At 32.4% G+C, this 16,862-nt stretch carries 12 protein-coding genes; 1 reads left to right on the top strand and 11 read right to left on the bottom strand.

Annotated elements, in window-relative coordinates:
• Positions 1-205 precede the first annotated feature (205 nt).
• The gene (locus tag HMPREF2586_RS09100) at positions 206-1,078 is read left to right on the top strand and encodes an HTH domain-containing protein (protein WP_070658441.1); all 873 of its coding nucleotides are present in this window, start codon (positions 206-208) and stop codon (positions 1,076-1,078) included.
• Positions 1,079-1,145: 67 nt separating this feature from the next.
• On the opposite strand, the gene HMPREF2586_RS09095 is transcribed toward HMPREF2586_RS09100, so the two are convergent.
• From HMPREF2586_RS09095 to HMPREF2586_RS09045, 11 genes are all read right to left on the bottom strand, one after another.
• Positions 1,146-2,141, bottom strand: a complete 996-nt coding sequence (locus HMPREF2586_RS09095) for a hypothetical protein (protein ID WP_256324358.1) — start codon at positions 2,139-2,141, stop codon at positions 1,146-1,148.
• Positions 2,142-2,457: 316 nt separating this feature from the next.
• On the bottom strand, positions 2,458-4,569 hold the full coding sequence (gene infB / locus HMPREF2586_RS09090; RefSeq protein WP_064209031.1) for a translation initiation factor IF-2: 2,112 nt from the start codon (positions 4,567-4,569) through the stop codon (positions 2,458-2,460).
• Positions 4,570-4,573: 4 nt separating this feature from the next.
• Entirely contained in the window at positions 4,574-4,891 is a 318-nt protein-coding gene (locus HMPREF2586_RS09085; protein WP_046208627.1) for a L7Ae/L30e/S12e/Gadd45 family ribosomal protein, read from the bottom strand.
• Positions 4,888-5,172: an RNase P modulator RnpM gene (gene rnpM / locus HMPREF2586_RS09080; RefSeq protein WP_046208628.1), complete on the bottom strand. Its 285-nt coding sequence runs from the start codon at positions 5,170-5,172 to the stop codon at positions 4,888-4,890. Before rnpM ends, HMPREF2586_RS09085 begins: the two co-directional genes overlap by 4 nt.
• Positions 5,173-5,188: 16 nt before the next feature.
• Entirely contained in the window at positions 5,189-6,385 is a 1,197-nt protein-coding gene (nusA, locus tag HMPREF2586_RS09075; protein ID WP_046208629.1) for a transcription termination factor NusA, read from the bottom strand.
• Between the two features lie 23 nt (positions 6,386-6,408).
• Positions 6,409-6,876 carry a ribosome maturation factor RimP gene (gene rimP / locus HMPREF2586_RS09070; protein WP_046208630.1) on the bottom strand — a complete coding sequence of 156 codons (468 nt, stop codon included), beginning with the start codon at positions 6,874-6,876 and terminating at the stop codon, positions 6,409-6,411.
• Between the two features lie 207 nt (positions 6,877-7,083).
• Entirely contained in the window at positions 7,084-11,400 is a 4,317-nt protein-coding gene (locus tag HMPREF2586_RS09065) for a PolC-type DNA polymerase III (protein WP_070812718.1), read from the bottom strand.
• Positions 11,401-11,785: 385 nt separating this feature from the next.
• Positions 11,786-13,486 carry a proline--tRNA ligase gene (locus HMPREF2586_RS09060; protein ID WP_070658435.1) on the bottom strand — a complete coding sequence of 567 codons (1,701 nt, stop codon included), beginning with the start codon at positions 13,484-13,486 and terminating at the stop codon, positions 11,786-11,788.
• Between the two features lie 15 nt (positions 13,487-13,501).
• Positions 13,502-14,788, bottom strand: a complete 1,287-nt coding sequence (gene rseP / locus HMPREF2586_RS09055; RefSeq protein ID WP_070658432.1) for an RIP metalloprotease RseP — start codon at positions 14,786-14,788, stop codon at positions 13,502-13,504.
• Between the two features lie 310 nt (positions 14,789-15,098).
• On the bottom strand, positions 15,099-15,875 hold the full coding sequence (locus HMPREF2586_RS09050) for a phosphatidate cytidylyltransferase (RefSeq protein WP_064209034.1): 777 nt from the start codon (positions 15,873-15,875) through the stop codon (positions 15,099-15,101).
• Positions 15,876-15,892: 17 nt separating this feature from the next.
• Positions 15,893-16,654, bottom strand: a complete 762-nt coding sequence (locus HMPREF2586_RS09045) for an isoprenyl transferase (RefSeq protein WP_070658430.1) — start codon at positions 16,652-16,654, stop codon at positions 15,893-15,895.
• Positions 16,655-16,862: the final 208 nt, after the last annotated feature.

The following is a 16,862-nucleotide window of genomic DNA, read 5'->3' as shown; positions in this document are numbered from 1 at the left end:
ATGAAACTTTATTACATTTTTGTTTTTTAAATACAATGATCATTTATGAAAAACTAAGTTTAATTTTATAAAAAATCACTACTTTAATATCATTTAAGTTTTTAATTTATTTTATAATGTTTTACACATTATAGAAAGTATCATGCTATAATTCAAACTAATAAAAAATGAATTTTTCTATTGAAATGATAAGGAGCGTGTATACTTGGATAAATCAGAAAGACTACTTTATATTTTCACTCGTCTATTTAACGGAAAAAAATTAAGCAAAGAAGAACTTGCACAACAATTAAACGTTAATGTAAGGTCCATACAACGAGATTTTAGTGATATAAATAACTTTTTATATGAAGACCATGAATGGGAAGGGCTAAATGCAAGGATTGTTTATGAAAATAATATAGGCCGACATCGCATTAGTATAGATCGCTATAAATTTAAAAATAATCGGTTACTTAACTTGCTATTTAGGATGAAAAATTTCACACCTCACATTCATATCGATACCTACAATTTAATTAGAGGGCTAAACAGTAATTCGAATCTAGCTGAAAAATTTTTATCTAATACATTACTTAATCAATTTACAATCAATCACGAATTAACAGAATCCACACTTATTTATAAAATTCAACTTGCTATACAAAACAAACAGATTATATTGCTAAATGATGTTGACAATCAAACGTATAAAGTCGTACCGGTATACACAAGATATTTCAAAAATAAATATTGGATTACTTATATATATCAACACGAAATTTTTACACAAGATTTAAATTCAATACAAGATATCGAGCAATATGATGAAGCATTTGATGAAAATATCTTTCTGCAAGTTCCAACAGTCATTATGAAATTTCGCCCTTCCATATGGGAACAAATTCAACGGCAATTTATAGTACTAAATTCACAAAATAATGAAGCATTTATTGAAGCAGAACTCATAATCTCAAAAAACGAATGCCTAAATTTAGCATATGAATATCCACAAGAAATCATTTTATTAAAACCAGATCATTATGTAGAAGATTTTAAAAATCAAATCAAATCATTATTCAAGCATTATCATATTTAACTACATATTAAAGGTAACTTTCATATCATTTGAAATGAAAGTTACCTTTTTAGTCAGTTCAATTTTACTAACGCGGTAATGCTTCTTTATATTGAATAGCTTTAAGCTTTCTTATAAAATCTGAATTCCCTAGCTCTCGCTCTTTCTTTTGTTGCTGATTCCACTTATAATAATCTATTTTATTCAATGACTCTTCCTTTTTTAAACGTCTAATATGCTCTTTATAACTCAATACATTACATGCTGTGATGTGTCTATTCTGTTTAGATGACAGCACAAACAAATTGTCAACAAGATATTGATGTAAATCACTATTAGTAAAATTTTTAAAGATTGAAATAAAGAGTTCTTCTTCACTAACAATATAAATTCGACGCTTATCATCATTTATAATTTTTAATAAGAGTTCAAAATTCATAACTTGTGACGGTAGATAATGGTTAAATGTTAAAAAATCTTTTGGTATACCTGCTGTATGACCAGTTTGATATGGAAAGAAATTCATAACCATCACTCTATTGGGATTAATATTGAATTGCTTCAAAATTGATCCGTTACTATATATATATTTCTTAAACCAACAATGATGATCTATATAAGGAATAAATACCTTATGACCGTTTAAATTCAATTTACCTTGTATGTCTTGCAATATTCTATTACGATAATGTACCACCATATCATCTGGTAAGGTAGGATCATTAATTATAAAATCATTTTCCGCCTTTTTTTTCAATATTACAATATCTGCTCTTTCAGGATTTCCAAAATACGGTCTTGCTATGGCTGGACTTAATTCTGCTTCATTTTGGACAATTCGTTGTCTATGCTTATTGATTTTTACTTTTCCATTTGCAAAATCAATCAACTTTTTAAATCTTGGTATGTTACTAAAATCTTCACCAAAATTTCTTTTTAAATATGCTAAATCTTGAGGGTGTAGAAAAGCAGTCATGTCATGTCTTTCTCTGATTTCATTTAAAGTTTCTAAGTCATAAATAGAGTTATATTGATCCAAATATTCTTGCCAAAATTCATTTATTTCTTTTAAATATTCACTCATCACTTATAACCTCCTATTTATGCTAAGTTTAATTAAGTACATAGACAGTTAGTGTCCATATTAAAATAACAAGCAATTTTACTAAAAATTTTTTAACTGGTTTACAATGCTTAATAAATATCTAATTTTATGAGTAACTATGCACTTAAAACAAAACATTATATTAAATTATAAAAATAAACATTTTTTTCAAATGCTTCAAAGCCACACCTTCTCTTACCCAAAAGATAACATATTTAAAAGAAAAAAACCGTAAGCTAACATGATAAATTAGCCTACGGTTTAAAATTTTTGTATTTTCTTAAGATAACTGTCTTTATCTTTTAATTTCAACCATTTCGAAAGCTTCTATTATGTCGCCTTCTTTTAGGTCGTTATATTTTTCAATCGTGATACCACATTCATAGCCTTGAGCTACTTCTTTTGCATCGTCTTTATAACGTTTTAATGTGTCCAGTTCACCTTCAAATTGGACGATACCATCTCTGATAACACGGACACCCGCATTTCTCGTAATCTTACCATCTGTAACATAACTACCAGCTATTGTACCCACTTTTGAAACTTTAAATGTTTGACGCACTTCTGCTTGGCCAATCACTTGTTCTTCATATTCTGGATCTAGTAAGCCTTTCATTGCAGCTTCTATTTCTTCAATAACACTATAAATAACACGGTGTAATCTCATATCTACACCTTCTGTTTCGGCTGCACGTTTGGCACCAGTATCCGGTCTTACGTTAAAGCCAATGATGATACCATTTGACGCATTCGCTAAAGTTACATCAGATTCATTAATCGCACCTACTGCAGTATGAATTATGCGAACATTAACGCCTTCTACTTCAATTTTCATTAGTGAAGCTGCAAGTGCTTCGACAGAACCTTGAACATCACCTTTAATGATGACATTTAAATCTTTCATTTCACCTTGTTTCATTTGTTCAAATAAATTATCTAGTGAAACGCTCTTACTTTCTTGACGCTGTTGTAAAACATTAGCTTCATGACGTGCTTCACCAATACGTCTTGCTTGTTTCTCATCTTTAAACACAACAAAACGATCCCCAGCTTGTGGTACATCATGAATACCTGTGATTTCAACAGGCGTAGACGGTTCTGCAGATTTAATTCTTTGTCCTAAGTCATTAACCATTGCACGAATTCTACCATACGTATTACCAACAACCAAAGCATCTCCAACATGCAGTGTACCATTTTGCACTAGAAGTGATGCAGATGGACCACGTGACTTATCTAATTCTGCTTCTATCACTGTACCTACTGCTTTTTTAGCAGGATTTGCTTTTAGTTCTTGAATTTCAGATGTAAGCACAATCATTTCTATTAAATCTTCTATACCATCGCCACTTAAAGCAGAAAGCGGTACGAAAATTGTATCGCCACCCCAGTCTTCTGGAATTAAACCGTATTCTGTCAATTCTTGCATTACTCGATCAGGGTTAGCAGTCGGTTTATCAACTTTATTAACTGCTACAATCGTTGGTACATTCGCTTCTTTGGCATGGTTGATTGCTTCTATCGTTTGAGGCATTACACCATCATCTGCTGCTACAACTAAAATTGTAATATCAGTTACTTGCGCACCACGTGCACGCATTGTTGTGAATGCAGCATGTCCTGGTGTATCAAGGAAAGTGATTTTTTTGCCATCATTTTCAATTTGATAAGCACCGATATGTTGTGTAATACCACCAGCTTCACCTGCTGTTACTTGTGTGTGACGGATAGAATCCAATAACGTTGTTTTACCATGATCAACGTGTCCCATAATAGTAACAACTGCTGGTCTTTCTACTGCATCTTCATCTTCAGATTCATCATCAAAGTAAATTGATAAATCTTCTTCATCAACAACAACTTCTTTTTCAACTTCAACACCATAATCATCAGCAATTAATTCTAAAGTTTCATCATCTAATGCTTGATTAATGTTAGCCATGATGCCTAATAAGAATAACTTTTTAATTATTTCTGAAGAATCAACATTGATTTTTTCAGCAAGTTCTCCAACTGTGATACCTTCTTGATAAGTGATGTGTGAAGGTATTTCTTTTGGTTCTTCTTGTTTAGTTTGTTTATTTTTGTTGTTATTTTTGCTGTTTTTGCTGTTTTTCTTATTTTTGTTGTTATTTTTGTTGTTATTTTTGTTGTTTTGATTATTATCTTTTTTATTAGCATTAGACTTGTTATTTGATGGTTTTTGTTGATTTTGACCTTGTTGTTTATTTTCTGATGCATTCGATTTCTCTGGTTTATAAACCTTATCTAATGCCTTGATTTGGTCATCTTCTAACGTTTGCATATGGCTCGTTACCTCAACGTCCATTTTCTTTAACTCATCTATAATATCTTTACTTTTTAATTTTAAATCTTTGGCGTATTCGTAAATTCTTATTTTACTCATATAGTCACTCCTTACGATATTCATCTATCATTGACACTAACTTTTTAGCAAAGCCTTGATCAGTGATTCCAATGTTAACTCGTTCTGCTTTACCTAAAGCTTGTCCTAATTCAGCTCTTGTTCCAAATATGCGAAATGATATATGGTAACTTTCACACTTGCTCTGAAACTTTGTCTTTGTATTTTCAGAAGCATCAGTTGCAATAATTACGAGCTTTAACCTATTTTTCTTAATGTCATTTAAAATGACCGATTCACCTGTTTTTACTTTTCCAGCACGCATTGCTAAACCTAAAAAATTTACGATTTTCTCTATAGTCATTTAGGTATCTCTTCGCGATAAATAAGACGTATAATTTCCTTGTATACAGGATCTAGAGTTTCTGCATCAACTTTAAAGTATTTTTCTAATACACCTTGTTTTTGTGCATCTTCTACTAATTTAACATCTTTTGATACATATGCACCACGACCTTGTTGTTTTCCTGTAGCATCGGCAAAAATTTCGCCTTCTTTATTAATAACAACTCGAATCATATCTTTTTTTGGATGCATTTCATTTGAAAGTATACATTTACGCATTGGAATTTTTTTCTTTTTCATAAAAGCTCACTCCAAATTATTTTTCAGCGTCATCTTCATCTATGCTATCTGTTTCATCATCCGTTTTTAAGTCATGCGTTTCAATATTCACATCTTCCAAATCAATGTTTGTATCCTGTTCAATATTTTCATCTTCTTCTATTTCTAGTGCTTCGTCTGTCGGATAAACACCTTCAGCTCTAGCATCACTTTCTGATTTAATATCAATTTTCCAACCAGTTAATTTCGCAGCTAAACGTGCGTTTTGTCCACGCTTACCAATCGCTAACGATAATTGATAATCAGGCACAACTACAATAGTTGATTGGTTTGCTTCATCAACAATCACTTGTAGTACTTGAGATGGACTTAAAGCATTTTTAACAAAGACCTTCGGATCTTCATTCCATTGAACAATGTCAATTTTTTCGCCACCTAATTCTTCTACAACCGCTTCAACACGAGAACCTTTAGCACCCACACATGCACCTACTGCATCGATATCTGGGTTATCTGAATGAACACTGATTTTAGAGCGGTCTCCTGCTTCACGTGCCACAGATTTTACAATGACTGTACCGTCAAAAATCTCTGGTACTTCTTGTTCAAATAAACGTTTGAGTAATCCTGGATGGCTACGAGAAACGTAAATTTGCGGTCCTTTTGTCGTTTGCTCTACTTTATTGACATACACTCTAATTCTTTCATTAGGAATATAACTATCATTAGGGCTTCTCTCAGCCTCAGATAATACAGCTTCTGTACGTCCTAAATTAACATAAACATAGCGGTGATCTACTCTATCAATAAGACCATTAACAATATCATCTTCTTTATCGATAAATTCATCATATAATATTTCACGTTCAGCATCACGTAAACGCTGCATTACTGCTTGTTTCGCAGCTTGTGCACCTACACGCCCAAAGTCACTTGGTGTTACATCTTCTTCGTATATATCACCAACTTCATATGCTGGGTTTTTAACTAGCGCTGTACTTAAGTCAATTTCTTCTCTATTATCCATTACTTCTTCTACAACTTGTTTACGAGCAATTACATGAAATGTACCTTCATCCATGTTTAACTCAACGCGTACACTTCTTGCACTGTCATAGTTCTTTTTATATGCAGTAATTAGCGCTGCTTCAATTGCATCAATTAATACTTCTCTTGGAATCTTTTTTTCTTTTTCTAAATATTCAGTTGCTAATAATAATTCATTACTTGACACGACTTATCATCCTCCTCATCACATTAAAGCATTACAGCATGACGTGCTTTAGCGATTTTATTTCTTGGAATTTCAACTTGTTTCTTCTTTGACTTTTCTTTTACTTCCATAATAATCGTTTCACTTGTTACTTCTTTTAAGATACCTAACCATTCTTTTCCACCTTCAATTGGCGCATATAAAGAAACGTATATTGGTTTTGTAACAGCATTTTGGAAATCTTTTTCTTTTTTTATAGGTCTTTCAGCACCTGGAGAAGCTACATCTAAATAATACATTTCTTGAATAGGATCTTCTTCATCCATAATTTCACTAATCTTTTCAGAAGCTAAGGCACAATCGTTTAAATCGACGCCACCTTCTTTATCAATGGATACTCTTAAGAAGTAATCTTTTCCTTCTTTTGTGTATTCGACTTCAACTAATTCAAAATTTAAGTCGTTAAGGACGGGTTGAATAATTGATTCAACTTGCTCAGTTACTTTACTCATACTGACCTCCTTTTTTGGCAAATAGAAAAGAGCGGGTATAACGCCCACTCTTCCTGCCTGAGTCTAATTTTTTAAGCAATATTATTATACCATATGTTCATTTCCTATACAAACAACTATATATTTTCATATAGTATGACAATAACTAATATCAAAATTTTATACATTTAACATTTTTTATTCCATACCTACTAATATATTGCTCGATTACATATCAAATATTGATAATTGTGCTTTATCTGGCAAGTTAGGTAATGAACCAAGTTCATCTAAATACTCGATGACTTTTTGTGACAATCCAGCTTTTTTATTTAAATCTTCTTTTGATAAAAACGGTCCTTCTTCACGTGCTTCAACGATACGTTGTGCAACGTTTTCGCCTAATCCAGGAACAGCAATAAATGGCGGAATCAAACTATCATCTTCAATGATAAAATCAAATGCTTTACTTTTCTCTAAACTAATTGGTTGCATACGATAACCGCGTTGCGCCATTTCGTTCATGATTTCTAATACTGTTAAAGTATCTTTTTCTTTTTTGGCTAAATCCATATAACGTGAATACATATCGTTTACTGTATTTCGAATACTTTCTTTATCCTTAATCATTGAAATTAAATCAAAATCAGATGCACGTACCGTAAAGTAACTTGCATAATAATAAAGTGGATAATGAACTTTGAAATACGCAATACGTACTGCCATCAATACATATGCTGCCGCATGGGCTTTAGGGAACATGTATTTAATTTTTCTACATGAATCTAAATACCAATCTGGCACTTCATTGTCTACCATTGCTTCAACCATATCGTCAGTTAACCCTTTACCTTTACGTACAAATTCCATTGTCTTGAAGGCGAGTGAAGGCTCTAAACCGTTATACATTAAATAAACCATAATATCATCACGACAACAAATAACACTTGATAAATCACAAGTTCCTGAGCGTATTAAATCTTGTGCGTTACCTAGCCAAACATCCGTACCATGTGATAATCCAGATATTCTAACTAACTCTGAAAATGTAGTTGGCTTGGTATCTTCTAACATTTGGCGCACAAATCCTGTACCAAATTCTGGCACACCAAATGTTCCAGTTTTACATAAAATTTGTTCTGAAGTTACACCTAAAGGTTCTGGCGAACTAAAAATACCCATAGTTTCCTTATCATCGACAGGTATCGTTTTAGGATCAATACCTGATAAATCCTGCAGCATACGAATCATCGTCGGATCATCATGTCCTAATATATCCAGTTTCAAAACGTTATCATGTATTGAATGGAAATCAAAATGAGTCGTCATCCAAGCCGATGATTGATCATCTGCCGGAAATTGAACAGGTGTAAAATCGTAGATATCCATATAATCTGGTACAACGATGATGCCTCCAGGGTGTTGTCCTGTTGTACGTTTTACACCAGTACAACCTTTTACGAGTCTATCAACTTCAGCGCCTCTTTTGTGAATATCTTGATCATTTAAAAATCCTTTCACAAAACCGAAAGCTGTTTTTTCAGCCACCGTACCAATTGTACCTGCACGAAAGACTTTATCTTCACCAAATAATTCTTTTGTATAATTATGAGCTTGTGGTTGATATTCACCACTAAAGTTCAAGTCGATATCAGGAACCTTATCACCTTTAAAACCTAAGAAAGTTTCAAAAGGTATATCCTGGCCTTCTTTAATTAAATCACATCCACATGTGGCACATTTTTTATCTGGTAAATCAAAACCAGAACCAACGGATCCATCGTTAAAGAACTCACTTTCTTTACATTCTGGACAAATATAATGTGGAGGTAATGGGTTAACTTCTGTAATTTCAGTCATTGTCGCTACAAAACTCGAACCTACAGAGCCACGTGATCCAACTAGATAACCGTCATCTAATGATTTTTTAACCAGTCTTTGTGAAATTAAATATATCACAGAAAAACCATTCCCAATGATACTTTCAAGCTCTTTCTCTAATCGGTCAATTACAATTTGTGGTAAATCTTCACCATACAATGCTCTGGCGTTAGCATAACTCATATCTCGTATTTCATCATTAGCACCTTCCATGCGGGGCGTATACAATTCATCCTTTATCGGAACTACGCGTTCAATACGGTCTGCTAAGTCATTTGTATTTTTCACAACTAATTCATGTGCTTTTGCTTCACCTAAGAAATGTAATTCATCTAACATTTCATCCGTAGTTCTAAAGTGCGCCTCAGGTAAAGTACTACGATTTAACGGGTTACCTGGCTGTGATGCTATTAAAATTTTACGTGCAATACCATCATGTTCATTTAGATAATGCGCGTTTCCTGTTGCAATAACAGGTATATCATTCACATCTCCAGCTTGGATGAGACGTTGATAAATTTCATGTAATGTTTCATTATCTCTCACCAATTCTCTATCTATTAAATCTTGGTATAATGCAGGTGGTTGTACTTCAATAAAATCATAGTATTTTGCTATTCTTTCCACTTGAGATTGGTCTTTTTGCATTACTGCAGTAAATACTTCACCTTCATCACATGCGGAACCAACAAGAATACCTTCTCGATATTCATCTAAAAGTGAACGTGGAATTCTAGGTGTTCTATAATAATATTTAACTAAAGATGCGCTTACTATTTTAAATAAGTTCTTTAAGCCCTGTTGATTTTGCACAATAAGTGTTACGTGATTTGGGCGAGCACGTTTATAAGCGTCTTCATTTGATAAAGACTTATTAATATCTTGATGATTATAAACTTCTGCTTCTTCTAATTGTTTTAACATCTTTATAAAAATATAAGCTGTTGCTTCAGTATCATAAATCGCTCTGTGATGTTGTGTTAAATCTACACCATATTTTTTAGCTAAAAAGTTCAGACCATGTTTTCCATATTCAGTGTTGATGGTTCTAGAAAGTTCAAGTGTATCTATCACACCGTTAGTTGATGCGCCTAGGCCAGTTTTTTCATAACCGGTATCAATGAACCCCATATCAAATGATGCATTATGTGCTACAAATACCGCGTCACCGACCCACGCTTTAAACTCGGTTAAAACAGTTTCAATTTCAGGTGCATTGACGAGCATATCGTCTGTGATATGCGTTAAATTCTTGATTGTTTCAGATAAACGTTCGTGTGGATTACTAAAACGTTCAAACTTATCAATAATTTCTCCTTCTTGTACTTTTACAGCTGCGAGTTCGATAATTTTATCATACTGATTAGATAGACCTGTTGTTTCAACGTCAAAAACAACATATGTTGCAGTTTTTAAATCAATGTCTTGAGGCTTATACGCTATGGGCACACCATCATCGACCAACATGCCTTCCATGCCATAAATCATTTTAATATCATTTTTTTCTGCTGCAGCATGCGCATCTGGAAATGCTTGAACCACATTATGATCAGTAATTGCAATAGCTTTGTGGCCCCATTTAGCTGCTTGTTCTACATATGCACTTATATTCGGAATGCCGTCCATCTGACTCATGGACGAATGCAAGTGAAATTCTACGCGTTTTTCGTCTGCTTTATCTTGTTTAACTGCTTTTTTTATTTCTTCTATATCAGACATCATCATGACTAAATCACGTACGAATGTATCTTCTTCTATTCTGCCTTGTGCTCGAACCCATTTACCGACACTGAGAGCTTTAAAATGAGCTAAATCATCTTTATTTTTTCTAGTGAACATTTTCAATACTAAGGAGTCTGTATAATCTGTAACTTTTAGTTCTACAATATGGCGTCCACTTTTCAATTCTTTTAAATTAATATCAAAGATAACACCTTCAACTGCAACTTTAAATTCCTCTTCAATAATCGATTCAATTGGTTTTACATTTTCTATTTGAATTGGTTTTCCAATTTGACATTTAGCTACAGTACTTTCATTATTATCTTGTTGTTTAGCTTTTTCAGCACGCATCTTTTCTAACTTTTCAGTGGCTTCACGTGCACTTTGCTCATCTTCTTGTTGAATGTGTGCTTCTAACGATGCCAAATCGTCTCCATTAGATGTTTGGTCTGTTTCAAAAATGATACTGCTGATTGCAAAACCACATTGTTGAAATGCTTTAATCAAACTTCCATTGCACGCTTTGTCAAAATGATCTCGCTCTATATCATTCTGACACATGACTTTGAGCACATCCCCTGACATAATTAAGCGCTTTTGCTTAAGCTGACCTTTTACTTTAGGTGATAATTTTGTTTGGTCAATGCAATAACTAAAGTATTTCAATGCATATTCATCTTGATTCGCTTTATTTGTGATTGTAAAATTACAATCGACTTTAGCGATTGTTTTAAATTCTTCAGTAATTGCATTCATAAATAACAGATAATCTTCAATTGGTAAAAAATATGGAAATGTTATCTGAAATACCCAGGTACGATCCGTTGTTTTAACATCTACACGTGTTAATTCACTTTGTGCTAAAATTTCTGGATCCAAATGATCTGCAATTTTAATTTGATCAGCTAAGATCTTGAATTTTTCTTGATTTGTCATTGACATGACGATAACCACCTTACTATTAATTACACTACGTTACTAATTCATATAATTTCTTTAACTGTCGCGTATGTATTTTGTACATTATCTATCTTATAACGTAAAACCTTTAATTTCTAATACTTAAACTTTACTATTTTTACATTATGGTTTCTTATCATAAATAAGAGCGGGAATGAAATCAAACATGATTCATTCGATTTCGCTTTCCCGCTCACTAATTAAGGATGATCAAACATTAAAGTACAGGTTAAACTAAAAGTTTCATCTAATACTTTTAGCAATGATATGCATTTATATAAAGTATATGCGTATTAATGTTTTAACTTACATCTTAATTTTAGCAACGTATATGATAGCAATCATTTTGTTAAAGTTGACTGTTGACTTATATACTTAGGTATAAATCATTAATATAACTATTTAAGTTATCAATTTGAACATCTTCACTTTCACCTGTATCACGTCGTTTAACTTCTACGATACCTTCAGCAGCATTTTTACCAACTACTACTCTAATTGGTAATCCTATTAAATCGGCATCATTAAATTTAACACCTGCACGTTCTTTACGGTCATCATAAAGTACATCATATGTTTCTTTTAATTGTTTATATAATTGATCAGCCAATTCACGTTGTTCTTCTTTTTTAGGATTGATTGTAATTAAATGTAAATCAAATGGCGTTACTGATTTCGGCCATATAATACCATTTTCATCATTATTTTGCTCAACAATCGCACTTAAAGTCCTAGAAATACCTATACCATAACATCCCATTAATAAAGGTTTAGCTTTACCTTGATTATCCAGGAATGTTGCATTCATTGCTTCAGAATATTTAGTACCAAGTTTAAATACTTGCCCAACTTCAATTCCTTCGGCAAATTTAGCATCACCTGATCCATCAGCTAAAGGCTCTCCTTCTAAAATAAATCTAAAGTCTCCATAAGCTTCGATTTCAAAGTCACGCCCTACGTTTGCATTCAATAAATGGTAACCATCTTCATTAGCACCTACAACAATATTATTTAAATCTTTTATAAAATTATCAGCATATACTTTGATGTTTTTATCGAAAATAGGACCAAGTGAACCAGGAGATGCACCTAATAAATTTTTAATTTCATCTTCTGTAGCTAATTCGATGTGATCCGTACCAAAGAACGCTTTTAATTTCACATCATTAATTTCATGGTGACCACGTACAAGTACCATAATAAATTCACCATCAACATTAAATACCATGGATTTTGTGATTTCATCCAGTGGTTTTTCTAAAAATGTTGCTAATGCTTGTGCTGTATGTACTTGAGGTGTTTCTATTTTGGTTAATGACGCTACCTCATCATGCTTTTCATTGGGATGATATACAACCTCAGCTTTTTCAATATTAGCTGCATAATCACTATTTTCACTATAAACTATTGTGTCTTCACCAATTTCACTTAAAGCCATAAATTCATGTGTATGACTGCCACCAATAGCACCTGAATCTGCAACTACTGGTCGCGCATTTATTCCGACACGTTTAAATATGCGGTCATATGCGTGATACATATCTTGGTATGTTTCATCTAATGAAGTCTCATCAGCATGAAATGAATATGCATCTTTCATAATAAATTCACGACCACGTAACAATCCAAAGCGCGGGCGTTTTTCATCTCTAAATTTAGATTGTATTTGGAATAAAGTAAGTGGTAATTGTTTATATGATTTAAGTTCATCTCTGATTACAGATGTTATAAGTTCTTCATGTGTTGGTCCAAGTGCAAACTCACGACCATGTCTGTCTTTCAAACGCATCAATTCTGGACCATATGCACTCCAACGACCGGATTCTTCCCATAGTTCAGCTTTTTGTAACGCTGGCATTAAAATTTCCACAGCGTCGATACGTTCCATTTCTTGTCTTACAATACTTTCAATGTTATTCAAAACTTTAGCAGCTAACGGTAAATAGCTATAAATACCACTCGTACTTTGTTTGATTAATCCTGCTTTTAACAAAAGTCTATGACTCAAAGCTTCAGCTGCTGCAGGTACCTCTTTCATCGTTGGTATAAATACTTTAGATTGTTTCATTTACATGCTCTCCTTTTATAAGAAATAACGTTGAATGTCATTCCACGTCACTAAGACCATTACAATTAATACAAATACTGCACCAATTGCAATAATTGTCGTTTCTGCTTTTTTGTTTAATGGTTTTCTGAAAATCGCTTCATATATTACAAATAAGATTCGTCCGCCATCAAGTGCTGGGACTGGTAATAAATTCATTAAACCTAAATTGACGCTTAGTAAAGCTGTCCAAGAAATCAAATTAATAATACCTGTTTTAACAACAGAGTCAACTGTATGATAGATACCGACTGGACCATTTAACATATCAAATGAAAATTGACCGGTGAAAATGCTCGCAATCATGCTTAAAATCGCGGTAAATATCAGTTTTCCAGCTACAATTGTTTGCTTTACGCCTTCAGTAATCGGTTTAAATACCGTATGTTCTATAGAAGCAGTATAACCTAACAAATATTTAGTTTCTGAATGTGTTTTAGTTACTTTTTGTTCATATTTTTTTGGTTTTACTTGCAAGGTTTCTGTTTTACCATCTCGTTCTACTTTAATTTGTGTCTTTTTGTCTTTAACCTGTGATATTGCTTGATCTATATCAGATTTACTATTGATAGATTTGTCAGCAATTTTCACGATAGTATCACCTGTTTTTAAGCCTGCGTGTGCTGCTGGGCTATCTTGCGCCACTTTATCAACTGTATTTGTTGGTGTACCTTGATAATAAGCTAAGCCAATAAATAATACTAATGTAAGTAAAAAGTTAAATAATGGGCCAGCAAACAGTGTTAAGAATTTTTGATAAGGCTTTTTGTGTGTGAATTGTCGGTTTTTGGGAGCTATTTGAATTAAACTACCATTCTCAACAAAATAGGCTTTGTCAGCAATTTGATAATGATGTCTTTGCTGATCATATGCAGTTACACCTTCAATGTATAAATCTTCTTTAAAATCACATTGTTTAACTTCCATTGCTTCAATTTGTTGGAACTTATGTTGATCATCTAAAATGATATGTGTGATTTCATCTTTATCATTTAATTTTATCTTTACATGCATACCTGGTTGAACGGGTGGTTCCTCCAACCCGTCACCTGCCATTCTTACATATCCTCCAACAGGCAATAAACGAATGGTATATAAAGTTTCATTTTTTCTGAAACTAAAAATTTTTGGCCCCATTCCAATTGCAAATTCTGGACACATAATGCCAGCTCTTTTTGCAAAAAACATATGACCGTATTCATGAACTGTTACAAGAACACCAAATACGATTATAAAAGAAATAATTGTCACTAGAAAACTCAAATTGATACACCTCATATTTTCCGTAAGATTGTTCCATTATTTTTTATATTGCTATAATATATAAGCTATTTTAATGCTTTTGATTATAAAATTATAACATAACAATACTAGCTGATACACGTAACTTTATGCAGTAGAAAAAATTATCATGACTTAACACTTAATTTCTCTGTAACATATTTTAAAAACTTATGAAAAGGAGTTAAAAACTTAAATGTTTCATTTGATTTCTCATCGACATTTAAATTCATAACTCCTTTTATTGTTCAATTATACAATTTTATTGGCACTTCGTTTACCTTAAAATCACTTATATTAAGAATATGTTTAATAATGGTAAGACAAACATAAAACTATCAAATCGATCTAATATACCACCGTGACCAGGTAAAATGCGTCCAGAATCCTTCACACCAAAATGACGTTTAAAGCCTGACTCTACTAAGTCTCCTAACTGACCAAACATACTTAAAATAACCGTACATAACAGTAGTAACCATATTGCAATATCAAAATCTATAAACATCATCATTACAAGCGGAACTATCAAACTACAAATAATGCCGCCAATAAACCCTTCAATTGTTTTATTGGGACTGATGACAGGCCATAATTTATGTTTACCCATTAATCTACCAAAAATATACGCGCCAGTATCTGTAGACCACACAATTAAGAAAGCTAAAAGTATGTAATGTAATCCTTCTGATCTAGTTTCATATAGATACATGAAGCCTATCCCTACATAAGCTATAGACATTAAACAAAAGGCAGCATCCATAAAACTAAATCTATTTTTAGAAAGTACTGTATAACTGAGTAAAATAAAACTCATTGCTATTAAAGATTTTAATTGTAAATCGTTTACCCATGTACCTGCTTCTTGCGGTATCATAATAATTAATATTCCTAATGCACTTATAATTCCTGGGATGGATAGGAACTTTATCATATTCATATTCAACAATTCTTTGAGACCTATAAATGCTAATAAATAAGAAAAAAGCATTAGTACAAGGCCACCCTTTAACAATACAGGTAGAAAAACAATAAGTGCTATTATTGCTGTTAAAGTTCTAACTTTCATACTATTCTCCTAACTATTTATAATCCCCCAAAACGTCTTTGACGAGATTGATAAATTTTAATACAGTTTATTAATTCTTCTTTGTCAAAATCTGGCCAAAATTTTTCATTGAATATAAATTCACTGTAAGATACTTGCCAGATAAGAAAGTTACTAATTCGTTGCTCACCTGAGGTTCTAATTAAAAGGTCTGGATCAGGATAATCGTGGGTCATTAAATGTTCGTTAATCAATTGCTCTGTAATATGATCACTGGATAAGCCTTCTGAAGATAATTTTTCATAAATTGATTTTACACTATGGACAATTTCAGCACGTCCACCATAGTTAATTGCAAAAATTAATTTTAATCCTGTGTTTGCTTTGGTCTGTTCTTTTGCCTTATTAATCGCTTCAAGTGTTGCAGTTGGTAAATCATTTAAAAAACCAATCGTTTCTACTTTAACATTATTTTCTATTAATTCAGGTAAAAAGGTTTTTAAAAAGTTAACCGGCAAGTTCATGATATAATTGACTTCATTTTTAGGTCTTGTCCAATTTTCAGTTGAAAATGCATACAACGTTAAATATTTAATACCTAAATCACTAGCTTCTTTAGTTATTTTTTTAATCGTTTGCATACCTTGATAATGGCCTTTGATTCTAGGCAATTTTCTTTGTTTAGCCCAGCGTCCATTGCCATCCATAATAATTGCTATATGATTAGGTACATTATGTAAATCCAACTCATTGTTGGATGCATTAGGCTGGTTTTTTTTCTTGTTTAGCTTTTTAAACATGGTATTTCCTCCGAGCGTTATCATCTCTGCTTATTAAATTAGCTTCTAAATGCAATTATCTATCATTTTATCATACTAGATAAGCGCAATGAATAAACAAATAAAAAAACTGTACCAAAGTCTGATTTGATACAGTTCAGATAAATTTATAATATGCTTCATTTTCAATACCAAACAACTTAATGTTGAGTATTTACTCACAAAAAAC

The sequence above is a fragment of the Staphylococcus sp. HMSC034G07 genome, assembly GCF_001835975.1.
In the GTDB taxonomy this organism is placed as follows: Bacteria; Bacillota; Bacilli; order Staphylococcales; family Staphylococcaceae; genus Staphylococcus; species Staphylococcus ureilyticus.
Note: the sequence above shows the minus strand (reverse complement) of the source record. Positions and strands in the feature narration are given on the sequence as shown.

Bases quoted from the DNA above. Each gene is read 5' to 3' on its own strand.
- HMPREF2586_RS09045 (WP_070658430.1), bottom strand. From the start codon at position 16,654: ATGTTTAAAAAGCTAAACAAGAAAAAAAACCAGCCTAATGCATCCAAC.
- infB (WP_064209031.1), bottom strand. From the start codon at position 4,569: ATGAGTAAAATAAGAATTTACGAATACGCCAAAGATTTAAAATTAAAA.
- HMPREF2586_RS09050 (WP_064209034.1), bottom strand. From the start codon at position 15,875: ATGAAAGTTAGAACTTTAACAGCAATAATAGCACTTATTGTTTTTCTA.
- HMPREF2586_RS09085 (WP_046208627.1), bottom strand. From the start codon at position 4,891: ATGACTATAGAGAAAATCGTAAATTTTTTAGGTTTAGCAATGCGTGCT.
- rimP (WP_046208630.1), bottom strand. From the start codon at position 6,876: ATGAGTAAAGTAACTGAGCAAGTTGAATCAATTATTCAACCCGTCCTT.
- HMPREF2586_RS09095 (WP_256324358.1), bottom strand. From the start codon at position 2,141: ATGAGTGAATATTTAAAAGAAATAAATGAATTTTGGCAAGAATATTTG.
- HMPREF2586_RS09060 (WP_070658435.1), bottom strand. From the start codon at position 13,486: ATGAAACAATCTAAAGTATTTATACCAACGATGAAAGAGGTACCTGCA.
- HMPREF2586_RS09065 (WP_070812718.1), bottom strand. From the start codon at position 11,400: ATGTCAATGACAAATCAAGAAAAATTCAAGATCTTAGCTGATCAAATT.
- rnpM (WP_046208628.1), bottom strand. From the start codon at position 5,172: ATGAAAAAGAAAAAAATTCCAATGCGTAAATGTATACTTTCAAATGAA.